This window comes from Streptomyces sp. NPDC034037 (genome assembly GCF_055575715.1).
On the sequence record NZ_JBVISC010000006.1, the window covers coordinates 80,332 to 103,489 of the forward strand.

The window sequence follows — 23,158 nt, forward strand, 5'->3', positions numbered from 1 at the left end:
CCCTGGCCCTTCACGTCGTCTTTCACAGCTTCGGCGCAATCTCTTCGGTCCAGATCCGGGTGCGCTCGTCCCGCGACATGTGGCAGGCGGAGTAGTGCCCCTCGGCCACCAGGCGCAGCTCGGGGCGCTCGGTGCGGGTGATCTGGTCCTTGGGGATGTCCGCGTAGGGGCAGCGCGGGTTGAAGGCGCAGCCGCTCGGCAGGTTGATCAGGCTGGGCGGGGAGCCCTTGACCGGGATGAGCCGCTCGGTCTCCTCGCGGTCGATGCGGGGCATCGAACCGAGCAGTCCCCAGGTGTACGGGTGCTGCGGCTCGTAGAAGACCTTCTCGGCGGTGCCGCGCTCGACGCACCGGCCGCCGTACATGACCAGCAGCTCGTCGGCCATCTCGGCGACCACGCCCAGGTCGTGCGTGATCATGATGACGGCGGAGCCGAACTCCTTCTGCAGATCCCGGATGAGGTCCAGGATCTGCGCCTGGACGGTGACGTCCAGGGCGGTGGTCGGCTCGTCGGCGATGAGCAGCTCGGGGTTGTTGACCAGCGCCATGGCGATCATGGCGCGCTGGCGCATGCCGCCGGAGAACTCGTGCGGGTAGCTGTCCACGCGCTTGTCGGGCTGCGGGATGCCGACCCGGTCGAGCATCTCGATCGCCCGCTTGCGGGCGGTCTTCTTGTCGACGGCGTTGTGGACCCGGTACGCCTCGACGATCTGCTTGCCGATGGAGTAGTACGGGTGCAGCGCGGAGAGGGGATCCTGGAAGATCATCGCCATCTCGCGGCCGCGCAGCTTGCGCACCTCGGTGGGGTCGGCGCCCAGCAGCTCCTTGCCGTCCAGCCAGATCTCCCCCGAGATCCGCGCCTTGCGGGCGCCGTACTGGCCGGCGGTGTGCAGTCCGAGGATGCCGAGCGAGGTGACCGACTTGCCGGAGCCGGACTCGCCCACGATGCCGAGGGTCTTGCCCTTCTCCAGCGAGAAGGTGAGCCCGTCGACGGACTTGACCAGGCCGTCGTCGGTCGGGAAGTGCACCTTGAGGTCGCGCACCTCCAGGAAGGCGGAGGGCGCGGGCGAGTCGGTGACGGGCTCGTTCACCGCGGCCCCGCTCTTGGACAGTTCGGTCATCCCAGCCTCACTCGCGGGTCGATGACGGCGTACAGAAGGTCGACGACGAGGTTGGCCACGGCGATGGCGAGCGCCGCGCACAGGGTCACGCCCAGGATGACGGGCAGGTCCTTGCTGCTGATGGCCCTGACCGCCTCCAGGCCGAGCCCGGGCAGGTTGAACGTGGACTCGGTGAGGACCGCGCCGCCCATCAGGACACCGAGGTCGAGGCCGAAGACGGTGAGGATCGGCGTCATCGCGGAACGCAGCGCGTGCTTGCGGATGACGGCGGACTCGCCGAGGCCCTTGGCGCGGGCGGTGCGGATGTAGTCCTCGCCGAGCACCTCCAGCATGGTGGCGCGGGTGAGGCGGGCGTACATGGCGGCGTTGAGGAAGGCCAGCACGATCCACGGCAGGATCAGCGTCTGGAGCCAGACACCGGCGGAGTCGTCGGTGCTGAGACTGTCCGCGATCTTGACCCAGCCGAGGTTGTGGACGAAGACGCCCATCGCGATCATGCCGGTGAAGAAGACGGGGAGCGAGACGCCGCCGAGGGCGGTGGTCATCGCGGCCCGGTCCCAGACGGTGCCCCGGCGCAGCGCGGAGACGACGCCGGTGGCGACACCGCCGGCGAGCCAGAGCACACACGCGCCGGCGGCGAGCGCGCCGGTGACGGGCAGGGCGTCCTTGAGGGTCTCCCACACGGGGGCCTCGGTGCGGAAGGAGTAGCCGAAGCAGGGCGCCGGGCAGTGCGTGACGTCACTGCCGTTGACGTAGTCGCGCCCCATCGGGATGCCCTTGACGAAGTCCCAGAACTGGACGAGCAGGGGGTCGTCGAGACCCAGTTTGACGCGGATGCCTTCGAGCTGCTCGGCACCCGACGCCTTGCCGGCGAAGAGGACGGCGATGTCCTGTCCCGCCCATTTGGGCAGCATGAAGAAGACGGTGAAGGTCGCGAGCAGTACGACCAGCACCATGATGATGACGGCGATCAGGCGCCGGATGAGGTAAGCAAGCACTGTGCGCGGCCCGGCGGCGGCCAGGACCCCCTTGTGAGGGGTCCCGGCCGCCGCCCGGGGCCATCACCTGCCCTTCGGACTGGCGGGATGCGGCGGCGGTGGGTCAATCAACTGCGGGTGCCCGGACGGATGGTGCCTCGCCCGGTGTTCCGGGTGTTACTTCGTGACGCCGAGCGAGACGTAGTCGTAACGGCCGTTGTAGGCGTCCGACATGTAGGCGTTGGTCAGTCGCGGTCCGCGCCAGGTGATGTTCTTCTCGTAGAGGAAGGGCATCCAGTCGGCGTTGTCGAGGATCCGCTTGTCGAGCTGCTTGTAGATCTCGCCGGCCTTGGCCGGGTCGGTCTCCGCGATGGCCTTGTCGAAGAGCCCGTCGATCTTCTTGTCCTTGATCTGCGACTCGTTGTAGTTGCCGTTGTCGATCAGGTAACGGCTGTCGAACAGCGGCTGCGCGTAGCCCTGGCCGGAGGGGAAGTCCGGGCCCCAGCCGCTCATCTGCATGCTGTAGCCGCGCTTCTTCACGACGGAGGGCGAGCCGGTGATGCTGGCGGAGTCGGCGCCGTCGAGGGACTCGACCTCGACCTTGATGCCGACCTTCTCCAGCTGGGCCTGGAGCGCCTCGGCGGCGTCGACCTCACCCGGGTTGTTGTTGCGGGCGGTCAGCTTGGCCGAGAAGCCGTTCGGCTTGCCGCACTTCTTCAGCTCGTCCTTGGCCTTGGTGGCGTCCGGCTTGCCCTTGCGCTCAAGCACGCCGTACGGGTCGTAGTCGCTGTGACCGGGGATCGCCACGGGGAACGTGCTGTTGGCGATGTCGCCGGCCGCCACCTTGCCGCCGCGGGTCTGCTGCAGGCCGGCGAAGTCGGTCCCGTAGAAGACGGCCTTGCGGCAGTGCGCGTTGTCGAACGGCTTGGCGGTGTGGATCAGGGCGACGTAGCGCACGAAGGACGTGTGCATGTTGTCGACGCTGTCGCGGTGCTTCTGCACGGCGGTGACACGGCCGGACTGGGTCATGCCCGTGCCGTTCATGTCGACGTCGTAGTCACCCGCCATCAGCTTCTTGTCGTTCTCCTCCAGGTTGGCGGAGATCGTCACGTCGACCTTGTCGGGCAGCGCCGCGCGGATCGGGTCCGTGGACTTCTTCCAGGCCGTGTTGCGCACCAGCACGATCTTCTTGCCGGACTTGTACTCCTGGAACTTGTACGGGCCCGAGGAGAACGGACGCGCGGTGTACTTCGCCTTGGTGTCCTTGGCCTCCTTCACCGGCGAACCGGAAGGCATGGCGAGGAACTGCTCGAAGTCACCGTTGCGCTTGGGCAGCTTGAAGACGATGGTCTGGTCGTCGGGCGTCTGGATCGCCTTCAGACCGCCCTTGTCCTTGTAGGGGCCCTGGTACTTCTTGTCCGGGTCGAGGGCCTGGCGGATGTAGCCGGGGCCACCGGTGATGGTGTCCGTCGCCCAGGAGCGCTCGATGCCGTACTTGATGTCCTTGGAGGTCAGCTTGGAGCCGTCCTCCCAGGTCAGGCCATCCCGCAGCTTGTACGTGTAGGTCTTGCCGTCGTCGGAGATCTTCGCCGTGGAGGTGGCGAGGTCCGGGACCAGCTTCGTGCCCGCCTTGCCCGGCTTGGTGTCGTAGGACACCAGCTGCCGGGTGTAGAAGCGCATGAAGTCCCACGACATGCCGTAGTAGGCGCGCTGGGGGTCGGCCGAGTCGAGGTCCTGCTTGCCGACCATCCTCAGCGTGCCCCCCTTCTTCTTGGACGGGTTGGCGACCTTGTCGAGCGCCGCGTTGTAGCCGGCACCCTTCGAGTCGCCGTCGTCACCGTCACCGCCGCCGCACGCCGTGGTGGTCACCAGCGCCGCGACCACGAGGGCCGCACCAGCGGTGAGCCGTCGTTTCGAGGAAACTGTGGGCATTTTCTCGTAACCTCCGAGATTCGCGGTCCCTGGCCTTGAGCTGCCGGAGAACCATGGATAGAGCCACCTGACATGCGGCAGGGGCAAGTCGGTCGGGGACCGCTAGCGCGTCCCCTTCGGGTCGAGCGCGTCGCGCAGCCCGTCACCGAAGAGATTGAAGGCCAGGACCGTGATGAAGATCGTCACGCCCGGGAAGACCATGAACATCGGATCGTGCTCGTACGTCTCCAGCGCGTCGCGCAGCATGCCGCCCCAGGAGGCGGTGGGCGGCCGGACACCGGCGCCGAGGAAGCTGAGGGCCGCCTCCGTGAGGATGTTGGTCGGGATCATCAGCGTCGCGTAGACGGTGATCGGGGCGACCAGGTTGGGCAGCAGCTCGCGGAAGAGGATGTGACGCTTTCCGCCGCCGAGGCTGCGGGCCGCTTCCACGTACTCGCGCTCACGCAGCGAGAGGGTCTGCCCCCTGACGATGCGTCCGACGTAGGGCCAGCCGAAGAAGCCGATGACCAGGACCAGGATCGCGACGCGCACGCTGGAGCCGGTCAGGCCGAGCAGGTCGTCGGGCAGGACGGAGACGAGGGAGATGATGAAGAGCAGCTGCGGGAAGGAGAGCAGTACGTCCATCACCCGGCTGATCAGCGCGTCGATCCAGCCGCCGAAGTAGCCGGCGATGATCCCGAAGAGGGTGCCGAGCACGACGGCGACGATGGCGGCGAGGAAGGCCACCAGGAGCGAGATCCGCGCGCCGTAGACGATGCGGCTGAAGACGTCGCGGCCCTTGTTGGGCTCGACGCCGAAGAGGAAGTCGCCGCTCATGCCGCCGAGCGCGCCCTTGGGGAGGTTGGTCAGCTCGTCGAGCTCTTCCTGGTGGAAGTCGTTGGGCGGGTGCCCGAGCAGGCTCACGATCAGGGGCGCGAAGACGGCGACCAGGACCAGGAGCACCACGGTGATGCCGCCCGCGAGGGCGACCTTGTCCCGCTTCAGGCGGTTCCAGGCGATCTGCTTGAGGGACCGGCCCTCGACCTTCTTCACCCCTGCACCAACTGCGGGAGCGACGTCCTCGGTCGGGTCCGCGTCCGCAGGTGTGTCATGCAATGGTGCCGTCATCGTGGCAGGGACCCCTCTCAACCGGTGGTGACCGGCCCGCACTTGCCGCTGTAGCGACGTGATCAGTCCGTCGTGCACAGGGGCGAAGGCCCCTTGGAGCGGGAGTCTTCATCCAGGCTGCGAGCTGTTACCAGTCTTGTTGGTGAATGGATGCGCAACCGTGATGCTGATCGAGGTGTTCCGTTATCCGGACGCGGCTGAACGAGGGTCGAACACGGGGCAGTTGGGGTGCAACGCTTCACGGGCGACCATAGGGCCCCACCCGCATCAGAACGGACATCGCGTCCGTTCGCGCTGTTCAGTACTGCGCGGGGTAGCCGTAACCGCCGGCCGGGGCGGGGGACGCCTGGGCCTCGCGGTCGTAGAAGGGGCGGGCGTTGGCCCGCAGCCACAGGGTGACCGGGTCGTAGTCGTCCGACATCGCGACCGTCGAGACGGGCAGGCCCTCCGGCACGGCGGGGATGGACTGGCGCATCATCGCCCGCACCGCCTCCACCGAGGGCGGCGAGGTGTCGTACACGTCCAGGCCGATGGCCAGGTGGGGCGCGCCGAGCACGGGCTGGACCCAGGCGCGGCGTAGGGAGCGCACGACGGGCGTGCGGTGCGCGTTCTGCGTCAACAGGGCGTAGAACTGGGGCAGCTCGATGCTCGGCTCGGTCAGCCTGAGCGGTCCGGCGGGCAGCAGGTCGAGGCCGGTGGCGATGCGGCGCAGATCCAGCCAGGGGATGCCGACGCCGCCGCCGGGGGCGTGCGGATTGAGCCACAGGCCGTAGTGGTCGGGGTAGAGGGTGCGGGCGACGTCGACGCCGCGCACCACCTCGTAGCTGCGGTTCCAGCCGCTGGCGGACAGCTCCTGGGCGGAGGTCACACAGGGGGCGTAGCCGAGGCCCTCGACCTCCATGGTGCCGTACTGGGCGTCGGGCGAGCCGGCCTGGCCGTGCCACAGGAGCATCCACAGCTGGTCGGCGGCGAGCGCGCGCAGCAGTGCCTCGTACGCGTCGTAGCGCCCCGGCGTCACCTGGCGCAGCATCTGCTCGACCTGTCCCCGAGGACTTGAGCCAGCTCGTCCAGGGGAGGCCCCATCGGCCGCAGCCGTGCCCGACGCACTCACCCGTTACCGCCCCTTCACTACGAACCCGCACCGCCCCGGCCGGGCCATGGAACCAGCTTAAGCGGCGAGGCGGGCGCGGACTTGACGTACGCGCTTCCCATCGCGCCCCGACCGGCGCGGGCTCAGGCGTGCCGCTGGAAGAACGGCCGCACCTTCGCGCGCAGCCAGTCGCCCACCGGGTCCTGCGCCACGTCCAGCAGGACGAGGTTGACCGGCCAGGCCACCGGGACCCGGCCGAGGGCGCGGCCGAGCGCCTCCATCGGCAGCTCGCGGGCCGGACCCTCCCAGGTGGCCAGTTCGACGCCGACGAACAGGGTCGGCTCGTCCGTCTCGACGGCGGCCAAGCAGCGGCGGGCGGTGAGGACGACGCCCGTCGCCTCGAACTCCCCGGCGGCGGCGGCGAGGAAGTCCACCGGGTCCTCCTGCCAGTCCGGCTCGAAGAGGCGGACCCGGCCGCCGGTGGTCGGCCCGTCCAGCGGGGTGCGCCCCGCCCGGCACAGCTCGGCCACGGCGGCCGGCGGCAGGGGGACGCCGACGGTGCCCTCGGGGTTCAGGGCGATGCCCAGCTGCGGTGGCAGGCCCCGGGCGAACTCCACGGCGGGCGCCACCGTGCAGCCCATGCGGTCCGCCGCGTCGCCGAGGGCCTGGCGGAACTGCTGCTCGGAGGTGAAGACGGGGACGTAGGCCTGGCCGTCGATCTCCAGCGTGGGCAGGTCCAGGGTGCGGCTGTCGGGGCCGCCGCCGTTCGGCAGCGGGACCCAGAGGTGGCTGCGGCCGAGGACCTCCACGATGCGGCCGCCCGCCGGGACGGGGGCGCCGAGGCAGGCCGCGAGGACCTCTTCCAGTTCGTTGCCCGGCCATCCCCCGTACGGATGGGCGTGTGCCTGCGCCGGAAAGTTCATCTGTCCAACCCCTGCTCGCGACCGCTTAGCCTGCGGCTGAACCCTAACGTCGGCCGCCCTCAGCGGTCGAAGGCGATCCCCCGGCCGTCGAAGGAGACGGCCCGCAGCACCTGTGCCGCCGCCCGGTCCAGGAGCACCGCCGACCCGCAGCCGCGCGGCAGGTCGCCCCGCTCGGCGGCGCCGACCAGCCGGCCGACCGTCCTGCGGTGGCGCGCGAAGGCGTACCGGGACACGCCCCGGCCGCGCTCGCGCTGGCCCTGGAGGGCGGTGTCGGCCGGCACGTCGAGCAGGAGCAGATGCAGTGTCCTGCCCCGTCGGGCGGCCTCGCGGGCCAGCCAGCGGCGCACCCAGGGCTGGGTGCCGCAGTCGTGCACGACGACGCCGGCGCCGGACCGCAGGACGCGGCGCAGGCCCGCGTAGTGCGCGAGGCGGACCAGGGGGCGGTAGAGCGCGTACGGCAGCGGGGCGGGCATGCGGGCGGCCCACGCGTCGCGGGTGTCCTGGGAGTCGACGCGGGGGCCCGTGACGGCCTGGCGCATCAGCGTGGACTTCCCGCCGCCGGGCAGCCCGGAGACGACGACCAGGTCGCCCTCGTCGAAGGTGAGGCGGTGGGGGCTGTGCCCGGCCCGCTGCCGCAGGTCCCGGACGACGGGCACGGGCAGCGGGCCGCAGCCCTCCCGGGCCGGGGCGGCAGCCTGCTTCGGCAGCGCCATCCCCGTGGTCATGGCGTGGACGCTCGTCCTGCTGCGCACCGTGATCGGCCTCCCCATAGCGGTCACGTACTGCTTTCCCCGGCAAGTGTAAAGAGAAGGTAATGCGGCACAAGGGAAATTTCCGGAGCCCGCGCCGGACCCCACGCGGCCGGACCACCAGTCCCCCTGGCCCCCGCCGCGTGCAATGATGTGCGCGCCAACTCCATACCGGCCGTTTGAATCCGCGCGGGAGAGTTCCCGGACCAGCACGCATGGGCCCGGGGCGCCGAAGGAGCAAGTCCCTCCCTTGAATCTCTCAGGCCCCGTACCGCGCGGGCGAGGCACATCTGAAAAGCGAGCCGGCATGCCGGCTCCACCCAAGGTGCAAGCCGTCCGTCCCGCATGTCGGGACGCTCGCGGCGAACCTCTCAGGTTCCGATGACAGATGGGGAGGATCGACCTCGCCCGTCATGCCCTGGGAGTTCCCTCATGAGCACTGCCCCCCGCCTCACCGCCCTCGATGCCGTGCATCGTGCGCTCGGCGCGACCATGACCGACTTCGCGGGCTGGGACATGCCGCTGCGCTACGGCAGCGAGCGCGACGAGCACAACGCCGTGCGCACCAAGGCCGGCCTCTTCGACCTCTCCCACATGGGCGAGATCACCGTCACCGGCCCCGAGGCCGTCGACCTGCTGAACTTCTCGCTGGTCGGCAACATCGGCTCGGTGGGTGTCGGCCGCGCCCGCTACACCATGATCTGCGCCGAGGACGGCGGCATCCTCGACGACCTGATCGTCTACCGCCTCGGCGAGAGCGAGTACCTGGTCGTCGCCAACGCCTCCAACGCCCAGGTCGTGCTCGACGCGCTGAACGCCCGCGCCGAGGGCTTCGACGCCGAGGTCCGCGACGACCGCGACGCCTACGCGCTGCTCGCCGTCCAGGGCCCCGAGTCCCCCGGCATCCTGAAGTCGGTGACCGACGCCGACCTGGACGGCCTGAAGTACTACGCGGGCCTGCCCGGCACCGTCGCGGGCGTCCCCGCCCTGATCGCCCGCACGGGCTACACCGGCGAGGACGGTTTCGAGCTCTTCGTCGCCCCCGGTGACGCGGAGAAGCTGTGGAACGCGCTGATGGAGGCGGGCACGCCCGCCGGCATGGTGCCGGCCGGCCTCTCCTGCCGCGACACGCTGCGCCTGGAGGCGGGCATGCCGCTGTACGGGCACGAGCTGACCGCCGCCCTCACGCCCTTCGACGCCGGTCTCGGCCGGGTGGTGAAGTTCGACAAGACCTCGCAGGCCGACACCTTCGTGGGCCGCGCGGCGCTCGCGGCCGCCGCCGAGCGCGCCGAGAGCGCCCCGCCGCGCAAGCTGGTCGGCCTGGTCGCCGAAGGCCGCCGCGTGCCGCGCGCGGGCTTCTCCGTCGTCGCGGACGGCCAGGTCATCGGCGAGGTCACCTCCGGCGCCCCCTCCCCGACGCTGGGCAAGCCGATCGCGATGGCGTACGTCGACGCGGAGCACGCCGCCCCGGGCACGCCCGGCGTGGGCGTGGACATCCGCGGTACGCACGAGCCGTACGAGGTCGTGGCGCTGCCGTTCTACAAGCGCCGGAAGTGACCCCCCGCACACCTTTCCCGTTCCGCAGCACCCACCCGCGTACAGGAGAATTCAGGTCATGAGCAACCCCCAGCAGCTCCGCTACAGCAAGGAGCACGAGTGGCTGTCGGACGCCGAAGAGGGCGTGTCGACGGTGGGCATCACGGAGCACGCGGCCAACGCGCTCGGTGACGTCGTCTTCGTGCAGCTTCCCGAGGTCGGTGAGACGGTGACCGCGGGCGAGACCTGCGGCGAGCTGGAGTCGACCAAGTCCGTCAGCGACCTGTACTCGCCGGTGAGCGGCGAGGTCGTCGAGGCCAACCAGGACGTCGTGGACGACCCGTCGCTGGTGAACTCGGCTCCCTTCGAGGGCGGTTGGCTCTTCAAGGTCCGGATCGCGGAGGAGCCGAAGGACCTGCTCTCCGCGGACGAGTACACCGAGTTCTCCGGCAGCTAAGGATCATCCCGATGTCGCTTCTGAACACCCCTCTGCACGAGCTGGACCCGGACGTCGCCGCCGCCGTCGACGCCGAGCTGCACCGCCAGCAGTCGACCCTGGAAATGATCGCCTCGGAGAACTTCGCTCCGGTCGCCGTCATGGAGGCCCAGGGCACCGTCCTCACCAACAAGTACGCCGAGGGCTACCCCGGCCGCCGCTACTACGGCGGCTGTGAGCACGTCGACGTCACCGAGCGACTCGCGATCGAGCGCGTCAAGGAGCTGTTCGGCGCCGAGTACGCCAACGTCCAGCCGCACTCCGGCGCCTCCGCCAACCAGGCCGCCCTCTTCGCGCTCGCCCAGCCCGGCGACACGATCCTCGGCCTGGACCTGGCGCACGGCGGCCACCTCACCCACGGCATGCGCCTGAACTTCTCCGGCAAGCAGTTCAACGTGGTCGCCTACCACGTGGACGAGGCCGGCCTGGTCGACATGGCCGAGGTCGAGCGCCTGGCCAAGGAGAACAGCCCGAAGGTGATCATCGCGGGCTGGTCCGCCTACCCGCGGCAGCTGGACTTCGCCGAGTTCCGCCGGATCGCCGACGAGGTCGGCGCGTACCTGTGGGTCGACATGGCGCACTTCGCCGGTCTGGTCGCCGCCGGGCTGCACCCGAACCCGGTGCCGCACGCGGACGTGGTGACCTCCACCACGCACAAGACGCTGGGCGGCCCGCGCGGCGGCATCATCCTGGCCCGCAACAAGGACTTCGCGAAGAAGCTGAACTCCGCGGTCTTCCCCGGCTTCCAGGGCGGCCCGCTGGAGCACGTGATCGCGGCCAAGGCGGTCTCCTTCAAGGTCGCCGCGAGCGAGGAGTTCAAGGAGCGCCAGCAGCGCACCCTGGACGGCGCCCGCATCCTGGCCGAGCGCCTGGTCCAGGACGACGCGAAGGCCGTCGGCGTCGACGTCCTGTCCGGCGGCACCGACGTGCACCTGGTCCTGGTGGACCTGCGCGACAGCGAGCTGGACGGGCAGCAGGCCGAGGACCGCCTCCACGAGGTCGGCATCACGGTCAACCGCAACGCGGTCCCGAACGACCCGCGCCCCCCGATGGTCACCTCGGGCCTGCGGATCGGCACCCCGGCGCTCGCCACGCGCGGCTTCCAGGAGGACGACTTCCGTGAGGTCGCCGACATCATCGCCGAGGCCCTCAAGCCCGGCTTCGAGGCGGACGCCCTGAAGGCCCGGGTCTCGGCCCTGGCCGACAAGCACCCCCTGTACCCCAGCCTGTAGTGATTTCGTACGCTTTCCTTCGTACGTAACTCCGGGGCACCGCGCACACTGGAACTGAACACAGTGAGCGCGGTGCCCCCGCTCATGCCCGGCGCACGCCCCGGTCTCCGCACCACCCCGGCGGACGGGGCGTCCACCAAAACCATTGGAGTCTCCCGTGGCCATCTCGGTCTTCGACCTGTTCTCGATCGGCATCGGCCCGTCCAGCTCCCACACGGTCGGCCCGATGCGGGCCGCCCGCATGTTCGCGAGCCGCCTCAAGAACGAGGGCCTCATGGCCCACACCGCCGCGATACGGGCCGAGCTGTACGGCTCGCTCGGCGCCACCGGCCACGGGCACGGCACCCCCAAGGCCGTCCTGCTCGGCCTGGAGGGCGAGTCGCCCCGCACCGTCGACGTGGAGTCCGCCGACGGCCGCGTCGAGGCGATCAAGAGCAGCGGCCGCCTCAGCCTGCTCGGCGTGCACGAGATCGACTTCGACTTCGACACGGACCTGGTCCTGCACCGCCGCAAGGCCCTGCCGTACCACGCCAACGGCATGACGATCTTCGCGTACGACCGTGACGGCGCCCTCGTCCTGGAGAAGACGTACTACTCCGTGGGCGGCGGTTTCGTCGTCGACGAGACCGTCCTGGAGCAGGAGGGCGGCTCGGGCGAGAACCCGATCGTGCCGGACGACACCGTCCTGAAGTACGCCTTCCGCACCGGCGACGAGCTGCTGCGGCTCTCCCGGGAGACCGGTCTGTCCATCTCCGCGATGATGCTGGAGAACGAGAAGGCCTGGCGCACCGAGGAGGAGATCCGCGAAGGCCTCCTGGACATCTGGCGCGTCATGCAGGCCTGCGTCTCCCGCGGCATGTCCCGCGAGGGCATCCTGCCGGGCGGTCTGAAGGTGCGCCGCCGCGCGGCGAACTCGGCCCGCCAGCTGCGCGCCGAGGGCGACCCGCAGGCCCGCTCCATGGAGTGGATCACGCTCTACGCCATGGCCGTCAACGAGGAGAACGCCGCCGGCGGCCGCGTCGTGACCGCCCCGACGAACGGCGCCGCGGGCATCATCCCGGCCGTCCTGCACTACTACATGAACTTCATCCCCGGAGCCGACGAGGACGGCGTGGTCCGCTTCCTGCTCGCGGCCGGGGCGATCGGCCTGCTCTTCAAGGAGAACGCCTCCATCTCCGGCGCCGAGGTCGGCTGCCAGGGCGAGGTCGGCTCCGCCTGCTCGATGGCGGCGGGCGCCCTCGCCGAGGTCCTCGGCGGCTCCCCCGAGCAGGTGGAGAACGCCGCCGAGATCGGCATGGAGCACAACCTCGGCCTGACCTGCGACCCGGTCGGCGGCCTCGTGCAGATCCCGTGCATCGAGCGCAACGGCATGGCGGCCGTGAAGGCCGTCACCGCCGCCAAGATGGCGATGCGCGGCGACGGCTCCCACAAGGTGTCCCTCGACAAGGTCATCAAGACCATGAAGGACACCGGCGCCGACATGTCCGTCAAGTACAAGGAGACGGCCCGGGGCGGGCTCGCGGTGAACATCATCGAGTGCTGAGGCGCTCCGCGAGGTGATCCCGTCGTCGCGGTCGACGACGGGACATCTCGAATTCACTGTGCGCGGACTCCGCCCCACGTACGCGCTCTTTTCTCGGAAAGGCCTCCTTTTCCGGCGCCTGATGAGAGGGAAATGGCGTTCCCCCGGATCGGTGGACGCCGTCCGCAGGGCCGCCGGGCCACCCGGCCGCCATCCTTTTGGCTCTCCCTCAAAACGTCGGGAAGACCGTCTCGGAAAGCGAGACATCCGGCTGTTTTCCTCAAAAGCTGCTGCTACGTTCTCGCCTGTCGCCGGCATTCAGTACCCGGCCCGTGACGCGGCACCGTCATCACCGCCCGCGAGATCGGGCCCAGGCAGCGCAATGGGGGCCACTGCCAGTGATCATCGTTCCGTACGCTCATGGCGCGGCCAGCCCGCACCGGATCGCCGGAGCGGCGGCGCCGTTCGGCGGTGCCGTCTTCGTCGTCGACCCCGCGGAGCCGCTGCCCCCGACCGTGCTGTCCCTGCTGGGGCAGTTGGGGCCGGTGGTCTCGGGCAGCCAGGGGGACGCGGCGCTGCTCACCGAGCTGGAGCGGTACCGGCCCAGGGGCGTGGTCGCCTTCGTCGACGTGCTGCTGCCGCTCGCCTCCTGGATCGGCGCCCACTTCGAACTGCCCTGTCACACCGCCGCCACCTGCGCCTTCCTGACCAGCAAGGCCGCCCAGCGGCGCCGGCTCAACGAACAAGGCGCGGGGCACGTCTCCACCACCGCGTTCTCGTTCGAGGGCGACCTGCCGGCGCACCTCGCCGAGTCGGTCTACCCGGCGGTGCTCAAGCCCGACGCGGGAGCCTCCAGCCGGGACACCTTCTACCTGGAGAGCTTCGCCGATCTGCGGGCGCACACCGGTGACCTCGTCACCGGCCGGCGCTACGTCCTCGAAGAGGCGATCGTCGGCGCCGGCCGGCTGCCCGGGTCGTGGCTCGCCGACTATCTGTCCGTGGAGCACGCCCTGGCCGACGGGGAGGCCCACTGCCTCGGCATGACGGGCCGGCTGCCCCTGGCACCGCCGGTGCGCGAACGCGGCCTGGTCCACCCCCTGACCCTGGACGGGGACCTCGGCGCCGAGGTCCGTGAGCTGGCCCTGCGGGCGGTGCGGGCCCTCGGGGTGACCACCGGCCTGACCCACACCGAGATCAAGGTGACCCCGAAGGGCCCGCAGGTCATCGAGGTCAACGGCCGGCTCGGCGGCTCACTGGAACGCCTGGTCCCGCGGGCCGGGGTGGCCGACGTGGTGAGCCTCGCCGTCGAGATCGCCGCCGGCGCCAAGGCGGCGCGCGTGGCCGAACTGATCCGTCCCGCCGAGCAGGTGGCCATGGTCCGGTGGGTGCAGCCCCCCATGGCGGCGACCGCGGTCGAGGGCATCACCGGCCTCGCCGACCTGCGCCGGATGCCGGGCGTCTTCGGCGCCGGACGCGTCCTCGCCCCCGGCTCCGCCGTCGACTGGCGGCGCGGCTCGATCGGCCGGGTGGTCGACGTATGGCTGGAGGCGGCCGACCTGGACGAGCTGGCGCACCGCTCGGCGGCCGTGGAACGACACATCGATCGCCACATCACCTGGAGGTACGCGTGACCGTCACCACCCTGAACACCCCCTCGGCCGAGGCCGTCGTCACCGAGGCCGTCCGCCGGGCCTGGAGCGAGGTGCTGGGCGAGGAGCCCGAGTCGGCGGACGTCAGCTTCTTCGAGGTGGGCGGTGACTCGCTCGCCGCCGTGGAGATGATCGAGCACCTCCAGGAGGAGCTGGGCCTCTCGGTGCGCATCCAGGACGTCTACCGCTCCCCGTCGCAGGCCGGCCTGGTGACGGCGCTGCTGATCGACGAGGGTTCCGTGCCGGCCGCCCACCACACGACCGGGCGCACCGTCGTGCGGCTGCGCAACGCCGGCGCGGGCCGCCTGTGGTGCTTCCTGCCGCCGCAGTCCGGCGCCGTGACCCGCTACGCGAGCATGGCGCGCCTGCTGCCGCTGGCCGACGCGGTCTGGGCCTGCGAGACCCCGGCGGCCCTCTCGCGCGAGGGCATGCGGGCCGTCGCCGACGGCCTGGCGGACGCCCTGATCGGCGAAGGGGCGACGGACTTCGACGAGATCGTGCTGGCCGGGTACTCCCTCGGCGGTGTCTTCGCCCACGAGGTCGCCGCCGCCCTCGCCGCGCGGATCGGGCACGAGCGGGTGTCGGCGCTGCAGATCGACCCGCCCTCCCCCGGCGACCCGGCCCTGTCGCTCACCGCCACCTTCGAGGTGTTCGTGCGCGTCGGCTGGCGCATCACGGCCCGGGAGCCCGCCGAGTTCATCGACGCGGCGGGCGAGCGGGACTTCGCGGCCGTCGCCGCCGCCGCGGCCGAGGCCGGCACCCTGCCGAAGAACGCGGGCGCCGACGAGGTCGAGGAGGCGTGGGAGGTGTACGCCGCCAACGCCGCGATCCTCGGCGGGTGGGAGCCGGTGCGGCACCACCCGGACGACCGCCGGGCCATGCTCCGCAGCGTGGCCGCCGACGAGAGCGTGCCGGGCGCCACGGAGACCGTGTGGGCGCCCTGCGCGCCGGAACCGGCCTGGGCCCCGGCCCTCGACGCCGGCCACTGCTGGGGCATCCGCCTCGAACACTTCCAGCTCCTCGAGGCGCCGAACGACGCGACCATCGCCCGCTGGCTGATAGCGGCGGCGGACCTGCTCGCCGGTGAAGTCGGGGCGCGGTAGATGACCCTCACGCCGTCGGTCGAGGACGCCGCCGCCCCACCCCCGCCCGGCCGCGGCCGGCTGCCCGGCTGGCTGACCGAGCTGGGCAGGCCGGGCGCCCGCGGCACGCTGGCCCGGCAGGCGCTGATCGACTCCGCGGGCAACGGGATCGCGCTCGGTCTGCTGACCCTGTTCCTCGTCGGCCCGGCCGGTCTGACCAAGGCCGAGGTCGCCGGCTGTCTGACGCTGGCGGCGGCCGGGGGCCTGCTCGCGACCCTGCCGGCCCGCCGGCTGATGCCCCGGATCGGCGCGCGCCGCTACGCCATCGGCTCCAACCTGATCCGCGCGGTGCTGATCGGCGTCCTGCCCTTCACCTCCGGGGTGGTGCCGCTCGGCGCCCTGCTGATCCTCAACGGCGTGGCGGAGGCCGGGCGTTACGCCATGTACCAGGTGATCATCGCGGAGGCGGTGCCGGACGAGGCCCGCACCGAGGTGCTGGGCATCCGCCGCGCGCTCGGCAACCTCGGCTTCACCGCGGCGGCGGGCCTGTCCGCGGTCGCGATCGCCGGGGGCGGCCGGTCCGCCTTCCAGGCGGCCTTCCTCTTCGACGTGCTGACCTTCCTCGTCAGCGCCGCGCTCGTGGCGCGGATCGAGGCCGGGCTGCCCGGCACGGCACCCCCCGCCGCGACGACGCGGCACGGGGCGCTCGGCGACGTGCGGTACATGACGCTGACCGGCCTGCGCAGCGTCTGCGGGATCGTCGCGTCCGGGGTGCTGACCGTGGGCCTGCCGCTGTGGGTGGTCACCGAGACCGAGGCGCCGCGCTGGATCGCGGGACTGCTGCTCGGGGTCAACACGCTCCTCGTGGTGCTGTTCCAGGTCGCGATCTCCGCGCGGGTGACGCATCTCGTCGCCGCCCGGCGCGCCCTGCTGGTCAGCTGCGCGCTGACCTGCGTGGGGATGGCGGGGTTCGCGCTGGCCTCGCACGTCGGGGCGGGGACGGCCGCGCTGCTGCTGTGCGCGGGGACCGCCCTGGTCGGCTTCGGGGAGATGGCCGACACCGCGAGCTGGTGGGTGATCTCGTTCGACCTGGCGCCGGTGGACCGCCGCGCCGAGTACCTCACCACCTTCGACATGTCCACACCGGCGACGGAGATCGCCGGCCCGACCGCCATGGTCCTCGTGGTCGCGGCGGGCAGCACGGGCTGGGTCGCGTTCGGCGCGCTCGTGCTCGCCTCCGGCCTCTTCTCGGCGCTGCTGCTGCGTCATGAAACCGCTCCTGGGAAGGACACCGCATCCGCATGAGCACGCTGTACGCGTCGTTTCTCGACACCGTCCGCCGGCACCCGGCCGAGACGGCGCTGGAGGTCGACGAACACGTCCTGACCTACGCCGAGTTGGCCGCCGTCGTGGACGGCCTCGCCGGCCGTCTCACCGTCGGCCCCGGCGCACGCGTCGGGCTGCTGGCGTCGCGGAGCCTGGCCGCCTACGCGGGGTATCTGGCGATCCTGCGCAGGGGTGCCACGGTGGTGCCGCTGAACCCGAAGTTCCCGCCGCAGCGTATCGAGTCGATCGCCGAACAGGCCGGGCTCGGGCTGCTCCTGGTGGACGAGGGGCTGGACGCGGCCGTGGTGGCCGCCGCGAGGGAGTCGGCCAAGCGCCTTTCGGTGGCGACGCTCGTGGAGAGCGATCGCACGCTGACGGCTCCTTCGACGGGCCCCGCCCCGGGCCCCTGCGCCGGTAGCGCCGATGACGTCGCGTACATCGTGTTCACGTCCGGCTCGACGGGGCGCCCCAAGGGGGTGCCGATCCGCCACCGCAACGTCGTGGACTACGTACGGCACCACGTCGACCGGTACGAGAGCGCGCCGGGCTGCCGGTTCTCCCAGATCTCCGACCTCACCTTCGACATGTCGGTGTTCGACCTGTTCGTGTGCTGGGCCGGTGGCGCGGCCCTCGTGGTGCCGAGCGCCGCCGAGGTCCTGGACCCGGCCGCCTTCGTCGGCGCCCGGGGGATCACGCACTGGTTCTCGGTGCCCTATGTCGTGACGCTCGCGAACCGGCTGAAGCTGCTGTCGCCCGGCGCGATGCCCGGCCTGCGCCGGAGCCTGTTCGGCGGCGAGCAGCTCACCTTCGAGCAGGCCCGGGTGTGGGCCGACGCCGCGCCGGGCAGCACGATCGACAACGTGTACGGCCCGACCGAGCTGACGGTGACCGTCACCTCGTACCGGCTGCCCGCCGAGCGGGATCAGTGGCCGACGACGAGCAACGGCTCGGTGCCCATCGGCACGCCGCATCCCGCGATGGAGTACACGCTGCTGGACGACGAGTTGTGCGTGCGCGGCCCGCAGCGGTTCGACGGCTACTTCGACCCGTCGGACAACACCGGGCGCTTCCACCCGCCGACGGGGGACGAGCCGGCCGCGAGCGACTGGTACCGCACCGGAGACGTGGTCTCGGTGGAGGAGGACGGGGTGCTCGTCCACCGGGGCCGACTGGACCAGCAGGTCAAGTTCCGCGGCTACCGCATGGAGTTGCCGGAGATCGAGGCGAAGCTGCGGGCGGCGCCGGGCGTCGAGGACGCGGTCGTGGTGCACCAGGCCTCGGGCGGCAACGGCGGTCGGCTGATCGCCGTCTACACCGGGGAGCGCACCCCGCCCGCCGCACTGACCAAGGAGTTGCGCGTCAAGTTGGCGCCGTACATGGTGCCGAGCCGGTTCATCTGGGCCGAGCGGCTGCCGACCAACGCGAACGGCAAGATCGACCGTCGGCGCCTCGCCGCCGAACTCGACTGATCCGGCAGGGGAGATGACTCGGCCGGGGCGCCAACGCAGCGAGTTCGCACCCTGGTTGAGCCCCCTTCAAGAAACGTGCATTCAACAATCTCTTTACCTTCATTATTCGAGATTGCACTGTCGCTCCACGGACCGCTGTGCCTATGATCAAGCTCCGCTCACCAGCGGATACGCATCACGCACACCGACGGTCCCGCTCCGTCGGACCGCACGCCCGAGGCCTGAGCGCATACCCTGCGCCTCTCTCGCGGGTTTTCGTTCTTGGCATATCCCGCCGCTTTTCCCCGGGCACCCGGTGACGCCTCCCCGTCACCGCCATCCCCGGCCCCGGGCCCGTCCCAAGCGGCACCAAGAAGAAATCCGGAATTGATGAACCAGCTCGCAGACATACCCCTCTCCACGCCTGAATCCGGGACCATGACCGGCGCCCAGTCCCTCGTCCGATCCCTCGAACTCGTCGGCGCGGAAACGGCGTTCGGCATACCGGGCGGCGCGATCACCCCGGCGTACGACGCGCTGATGGACTCGACGAAGGTGCGGCACATCCTGGTGCGGCACGAACAGGGCGCGGGCCATGCCGCGACCGGTTACGCGCAGGCCACCGGCAAGGTCGGCGTCTGCATGGCGACGAGCGGTCCGGGCGCCACCAACCTGGTCACCCCGATCGCCGACGCCTACATGGACTCGGTGCCCATCGTGGCGATCACCGGCCAGGTGATGAGTTCCTCGATCGGCACGGACGCCTTCCAGGAGGCGGACATCTGCGGCATCACCATGCCGATCACCAAACACAGCTTCCTGGTCACCGACCCGGACGACATTCCCCGGGCGATCTCCGAGGCCTTCCACATCGCCTCGACCGGCCGTCCCGGGCCCGTCCTGGTCGACATCACCAAGGACGCGCTGCAGAAGGAGACGGTCTTCCGGTGGCCGGCCGAGCACCGGCTCCCCGGCTACCGCCCGACGACCAGGCCGAACAGCAAGCAGATCCACGAGGCCGCCCGGCTGATCGCCGCCGCCGAGCGCCCGGTGCTCTACGTCGGTGGCGGCGTCCTCAAGGCACGGGCCTGCGCCGAGCTGCGGACCCTGGCGGAACTCACCGGCATCCCGGTCACCACGACCCTCATGGGCATCGGCGCCTTCCCCGACAGCCACCCCCAGCACCTGGGGATGCCCGGCATGCACGGGACGGTCGCGGCCGTGACGGCGCTGCAGAAGGCGGACCTGATCGTCGCCCTCGGCGTGCGGTTCGACGACCGCGTCACCGGCAGGCTGGACAGCTTCGCGCCGCACGCCAAGGTCGTGCACGCCGACATCGACCCCGCCGAGATCGGCAAGAACCGCTTCGCGGACGTGCCGATCGTCGGGGACGCCCGCGAGGTGCTGGTGGACCTCGTCGCCGCCCTGCGCGAAGGGCCGAAGGGCACCGCGGCCGACCTCACCGCCTGGTGGAAGCTGCTCGACGACTGGCGCGCGAGGTATCCGCTGGGCCACGAGCCGGCCCCGGCCGGCCGCCTCTCCCCGCAGGAGGTCATCCGGCGCATCGGGGAGCTGACCGACGACTCCACGATCTTCACGGCCGGTGTGGGCCAGCACCAGATGTGGGCCTCCCAGTTCATCACGTACGACCGGCCGGGCAGCTGGCTCAACTCCGGCGGCGCGGGCACCATGGGCTACGCCGTGCCTGCCGCGATGGGCGCCAAGGTGGGCGAGCCCGGGGCGACGGTCTGGGCGATCGACGGCGACGGCTGCTTCCAGATGACCAACCAGGAACTGGTCACCTGCGCGCTCAACAACATCCCGATCAAGGTCGCGATCATCAACAACGGCGTCCTCGGCATGGTCCGCCAGTGGCAGACCCTCTTCTACGGGCAGCGGTACTCCAACACCGTGCTGCACGCCGGAAAGGCCGCCGGCGGAAAGGCGGCCGAAGGAGCGCCCGGCGGCACCCGCGTCCCGGACTTCGTCAAGCTCGCCGAGGCCATGGGCTGCCACGCGCTGCGCTGCGAGACGCCCGAGGAGCTGGACGCGACGATCGAGAAGGCCATGGCCCTCGACGACGCCCCCGTGGTCATCGACTTCATCGTCCACGAGGACGCGATGGTGTGGCCGATGGTCGCGGCCGGCACCTCCAACGACGCCATCATGGCCGCCCGCGGCATCCGTCCCGACTTCGGTGACGACGAGGAGTAGGAACGCCATGTCGAAGCACACACTCTCCGTCCGCGTCGAGAACAAGGCCGGTGCCCTGACCCGGATCGCCGGGCTCTTCTCGCGCCGCGGCTTCAACATCGACTCCTTGTCGGTGGGACCGACCGACGAACCGACCACCTCGCACATGACGATCGTCGTCGACGTGGTGGAGGAGCGCCCGCTGGAGCAGGTCGTCCAGCAGCTCCACAAGCTCGTCAACGTCATCTCCATACAAGAACAGCCCCGGTGACAGCGCCGGGAGCACCAAGCCGTGAAGGTCGGGGGGAGACCACACCGGATGTCCATCGCCGCTCAGCCTCCGCTGATCAGTCAGCGGACCGCAGCACAAGCACCGACCCGCTCGACGCCCGCTCGCCCGCCGCGGGACCGCGGCGAACGCGGTGACCGGATCACCCTCGGCATCTCGGCGCGCGAGCTGTCCCGATGCCGCTTCTCCGTCTCGCCGCTCCTGGAGGTCCTCGCGGCGGCCGAACTCCTGTGCGGCCAGTACCCGGCCGCGCTCGGCCGCCGCCCGCGCGGCCCGAAGTTCGGCAAGCGGCACGCCTTCACCCCCTCCGCGGTCCAGCGCCACATGCGGCTCGCGGCGGGCCGGCTGGCGCTGCGGGAGCGGGGCGGGGCCGGCCGCCAGGAGACCGACTTCGCGGCTCTCGGGCCGATGGAGGGGCCGGTGCGCGAGTTCTTCCAGGAGTGTCTCGCCGAGGACTGGCCCCGGATCAGGACCGCCCTGGAGTCGGATGTCGCGCTGCGCGCGCACGACCTCGCCGCGTACGGCGTCCGCCAGGTCGTCGACAGCCTGCCCGGGGTCACCGTGCGCGAGGTCCGCGGCGAGCCCGCGGGCGGCGAGCGCGAACTGATCCTGGTGCCCTCGGTGTTCCAGCGCACGCGCGTGCTCCTGACGGGCGCGGGAGGGTCGGTGATCACCTACCCCGCCTCCGGCCACCGCCGGATCTGGGACGACGAGGCCGTCGCCCCCACCCGGCTCGGCGCGCTGCTCGGCCGCGGCCGCGCGGCGGCGCTGCTGAACATCGGCGCCGGCTGCGGGACCACGGAACTGGCGGACCGGCTCGGCGTCAGCGCGGGCACCGCCTCGGTGCACGTGTCCGCGCTGCGCAACGGGGGCCTGGTGGCCACGCACCGCATCGGCAAGGCGGTCAAGCACGTCCTGACGCCCGTCGGTTCGGCGCTCCTCACCGCGCACGTCACGGCGGAGACGAGCATGCTCCCGCAGCTGTTCTGACGGCCGCGACGCCGCCGCGACCACCGGCCGGACGCCCCCTTGCCGGGGCGCCGGCCGGGCGCCGGGGCCGGTCAGCCGTTGATCAGGTGGTCGGTGCCGGGGACCAGGTGCTCCTTGTGGGGGGCCATGTCGTCCACGTTCACCGTCTTGATGATCCAGCGCGTCTGCAGCGCCTCCGGGTCACCGACCTCGACGACCTCCTTGGCGTGGATCGTGTGGTTGTTGTACGTGACCACGAAGTCGCCGGGCTCGATGAACACCCGCTGCTTGAGCTTGTGCAGGGTCTCGGCGACCTTCGGCACGATGGCCTTGGCGGCGTCGGTGACCCCCACCGTGCGGTTCTCGAAGAACCGGAGGTCCTCCGGGCCGCGCCCGCCGATGATCGGGTGCATGTCCGCCTCACCGAGCTCGACCCGGCCGCCGCCCATGGTGCTCAGGTCGTCGAAGGGCGTGTAGAACTCGGCGGAGCGCAGCAGCGCCAGCTCCTCCTCGGTGAATGAGGCGATGACGTCGATGTTGCGGACGAACGACGTGTAGACCTCGTTCACCGGGGTGCTGCGCATGCCGACCATGTACACCTGGTCCGGGCGCACGAAGTGGTTGGCCAGGTCCTTGTGGAAGTGGATCTGGTTGAGCGCCTTCTGCGACTGGCTGCTCTGCAGCCGGCGCTGCGGGTAGATGTCCTGGAAGACGTCGCCGTCGTTGACGTTGACGTATCCGATGGCCGGGGTGTTCGCCAGCTGGGCGAACAGCGCGAGGAACCCCTCGGCGACGAACGTCTTCTTCAGCTCGTACTTGGAGCGCACCGGCTGGTCGAAGTCGAATACGGGTACGTCGCGGTCGTGGGGCACGTTCTTCAGGACCACCACGGGCTCGGTGGCGCGGTCGCGGGTCGCCAGCGAGTCGACGTAGGCACGGAAGCGGGCCGGGACGGCGTCGGTGGATATGAGCTGACCCACCTGGAAGCGGTGGGCCTCGTAAAGGCGATAGGGGTTCGCCGTGACACCGGCGAGCGCGGACTCCAAGGCCTCGCGCTCCGCGTCCGTGAACACGAACTCCGGGGTGATGGTCCAACTGGTCCCGATGGCGGCCTCGACAGTCATTTACGCTCCTTGGAGAAAGTGAATTCCACGCCTCGGCTGGGAAGTTAACCCCCGCGCTTTCACCGTTGTCCATGAATTTGAGGCAGAGTCAAAACCTGCGTCGAAACCTGTGAGTGCCCACTGTTTTCGGCCTGTTCACCCGAGGGCGGTGAACGCCGTACGCCCCGGCCACGGACCCGGGGAACCAGCCGCATCCACTTGCCGCGCACGGGAGTGGACACCGTGTGATCCCAGCCACCCGGGATTGATCTTCCTCGAGGCCGACTGCTAGCGTCTGAAACAGGCGAGCTGAAAATAGCTTGCGCGTCGGGGGCTCACAAGGTCATCACCCGGAAAGCCACCCCACACTTTCCCCTTGCCGGGACGCGGAACGCCGACACTTCTCGATTCAGCC

Annotated in this window: 18 protein-coding genes, 1 pseudogene and 2 riboswitches; of the genes and pseudogenes, 11 read left to right on the forward strand and 8 right to left on the reverse strand. The window is 70.8% G+C overall.

From position 1 onward, the window contains the following. Positions 1 to 22 precede the first annotated feature (22 nt). From ACZ516_RS21630 to ACZ516_RS21660, 7 genes are all read right to left on the reverse strand, one after another. Complete coding sequence (locus tag ACZ516_RS21630) at positions 23 to 1,120, reverse strand: ABC transporter ATP-binding protein (RefSeq protein ID WP_358587125.1); 1,098 nt, start codon at positions 1,118 to 1,120, stop codon at positions 23 to 25. Then, a complete protein-coding gene (locus ACZ516_RS21635) occupies positions 1,117 to 2,118 on the reverse strand; it encodes an ABC transporter permease (protein ID WP_358587123.1) in 1,002 nt (333 codons plus the stop codon). The genes ACZ516_RS21630 and ACZ516_RS21635 overlap by 4 nt, the downstream gene beginning before the upstream one ends. 156 nt (positions 2,119 to 2,274) lie before the next feature. Continuing rightward, positions 2,275 to 4,029, reverse strand: a complete 1,755-nt coding sequence (locus ACZ516_RS21640; RefSeq protein ID WP_469011399.1) for an ABC transporter substrate-binding protein — start codon at positions 4,027 to 4,029, stop codon at positions 2,275 to 2,277. 102 nt (positions 4,030 to 4,131) lie between these two features. Then, the gene (locus ACZ516_RS21645) at positions 4,132 to 5,136 is read right to left on the reverse strand and encodes an ABC transporter permease (RefSeq protein ID WP_358587119.1); all 1,005 of its coding nucleotides are present in this window, start codon (positions 5,134 to 5,136) and stop codon (positions 4,132 to 4,134) included. A gap of 298 nt (positions 5,137 to 5,434) precedes the next feature. After that, positions 5,435 to 6,247 (reverse strand): enhanced serine sensitivity protein SseB C-terminal domain-containing protein, encoded by an 813-nt coding sequence (locus ACZ516_RS21650; RefSeq protein ID WP_469011400.1) that lies wholly within the window; start codon positions 6,245 to 6,247, stop codon positions 5,435 to 5,437. Positions 6,248 to 6,369: 122 nt separating this feature from the next. Continuing rightward, positions 6,370 to 7,149, reverse strand: coding sequence for an enhanced serine sensitivity protein SseB (locus ACZ516_RS21655; RefSeq protein ID WP_361086309.1), 780 nt, complete (start codon positions 7,147 to 7,149; stop codon positions 6,370 to 6,372). 59 nt (positions 7,150 to 7,208) lie between these two features. Next, entirely contained in the window at positions 7,209 to 7,919 is a 711-nt protein-coding gene (locus ACZ516_RS21660) for an AAA family ATPase (RefSeq protein ID WP_469011602.1), read from the reverse strand. Positions 7,920 to 8,078: 159 nt separating this feature from the next. Continuing rightward, positions 8,079 to 8,182, forward strand: a riboswitch (glycine riboswitch). After that, a riboswitch (glycine riboswitch) is annotated at positions 8,183 to 8,296 on the forward strand. It abuts the riboswitch before it with no gap. Between the two features lie 34 nt (positions 8,297 to 8,330). Here ACZ516_RS21660 and gcvT point away from each other — a divergent pair. The 11 genes and pseudogenes from gcvT to ACZ516_RS21715 all read left to right on the forward strand — a co-directional run bounded on the left by gcvT (position 8,331) and on the right by ACZ516_RS21715 (position 21,661). Then, entirely contained in the window at positions 8,331 to 9,455 is a 1,125-nt protein-coding gene (gcvT, locus tag ACZ516_RS21665; protein WP_361086303.1) for a glycine cleavage system aminomethyltransferase GcvT, read from the forward strand. A gap of 58 nt (positions 9,456 to 9,513) precedes the next feature. Next, the gene (gene gcvH, locus ACZ516_RS21670; RefSeq protein ID WP_358582332.1) at positions 9,514 to 9,891 is read left to right on the forward strand and encodes a glycine cleavage system protein GcvH; all 378 of its coding nucleotides are present in this window, start codon (positions 9,514 to 9,516) and stop codon (positions 9,889 to 9,891) included. A gap of 11 nt (positions 9,892 to 9,902) precedes the next feature. Further along, positions 9,903 to 11,162, forward strand: a complete 1,260-nt coding sequence (gene glyA / locus ACZ516_RS21675) for a serine hydroxymethyltransferase (protein WP_358582334.1) — start codon at positions 9,903 to 9,905, stop codon at positions 11,160 to 11,162. 157 nt (positions 11,163 to 11,319) lie between these two features. Continuing rightward, positions 11,320 to 12,705 carry an L-serine ammonia-lyase gene (locus ACZ516_RS21680; RefSeq protein WP_358582336.1) on the forward strand — a complete coding sequence of 462 codons (1,386 nt, stop codon included), beginning with the start codon at positions 11,320 to 11,322 and terminating at the stop codon, positions 12,703 to 12,705. Positions 12,706 to 13,082: 377 nt separating this feature from the next. Next, positions 13,083 to 14,315: a hypothetical protein gene (locus tag ACZ516_RS21685; RefSeq protein ID WP_469011401.1), complete on the forward strand. Its 1,233-nt coding sequence runs from the start codon at positions 13,083 to 13,085 to the stop codon at positions 14,313 to 14,315. Continuing rightward, positions 14,312 to 15,436 (forward strand): phosphopantetheine-binding protein, encoded by a 1,125-nt coding sequence (locus ACZ516_RS21690; RefSeq protein WP_361086297.1) that lies wholly within the window; start codon positions 14,312 to 14,314, stop codon positions 15,434 to 15,436. The genes ACZ516_RS21685 and ACZ516_RS21690 overlap by 4 nt, the downstream gene beginning before the upstream one ends. After that, positions 15,437 to 16,720: an MFS transporter gene (locus tag ACZ516_RS21695; RefSeq protein WP_469011402.1), complete on the forward strand. Its 1,284-nt coding sequence runs from the start codon at positions 15,437 to 15,439 to the stop codon at positions 16,718 to 16,720. Beyond that, the gene (locus ACZ516_RS21700; RefSeq protein ID WP_469011403.1) at positions 16,717 to 18,210 is read left to right on the forward strand and encodes an amino acid adenylation domain-containing protein; all 1,494 of its coding nucleotides are present in this window, start codon (positions 16,717 to 16,719) and stop codon (positions 18,208 to 18,210) included. The genes ACZ516_RS21695 and ACZ516_RS21700 overlap by 4 nt, the downstream gene beginning before the upstream one ends. A 369-nt stretch (positions 18,211 to 18,579) precedes the next feature. After that, positions 18,580 to 20,403 carry an acetolactate synthase large subunit gene (locus ACZ516_RS21705; protein WP_469011404.1) on the forward strand — a complete coding sequence of 608 codons (1,824 nt, stop codon included), beginning with the start codon at positions 18,580 to 18,582 and terminating at the stop codon, positions 20,401 to 20,403. A gap of 7 nt (positions 20,404 to 20,410) precedes the next feature. Next, positions 20,411 to 20,641 (forward strand): annotated as a pseudogene (gene ilvN / locus ACZ516_RS21710) (acetolactate synthase small subunit); the annotation flags it as partial. Between the two features lie 60 nt (positions 20,642 to 20,701). Continuing rightward, the gene (locus tag ACZ516_RS21715; RefSeq protein ID WP_361086285.1) at positions 20,702 to 21,661 is read left to right on the forward strand and encodes a hypothetical protein; all 960 of its coding nucleotides are present in this window, start codon (positions 20,702 to 20,704) and stop codon (positions 21,659 to 21,661) included. Positions 21,662 to 21,732: 71 nt separating this feature from the next. Here the strand turns inward: ACZ516_RS21715 and ACZ516_RS21720 are convergent, their stop codons facing one another. Beyond that, a complete protein-coding gene (locus ACZ516_RS21720) occupies positions 21,733 to 22,764 on the reverse strand; it encodes a hypothetical protein (RefSeq protein ID WP_361086282.1) in 1,032 nt (343 codons plus the stop codon). Positions 22,765 to 23,158 lie beyond the last annotated feature (394 nt).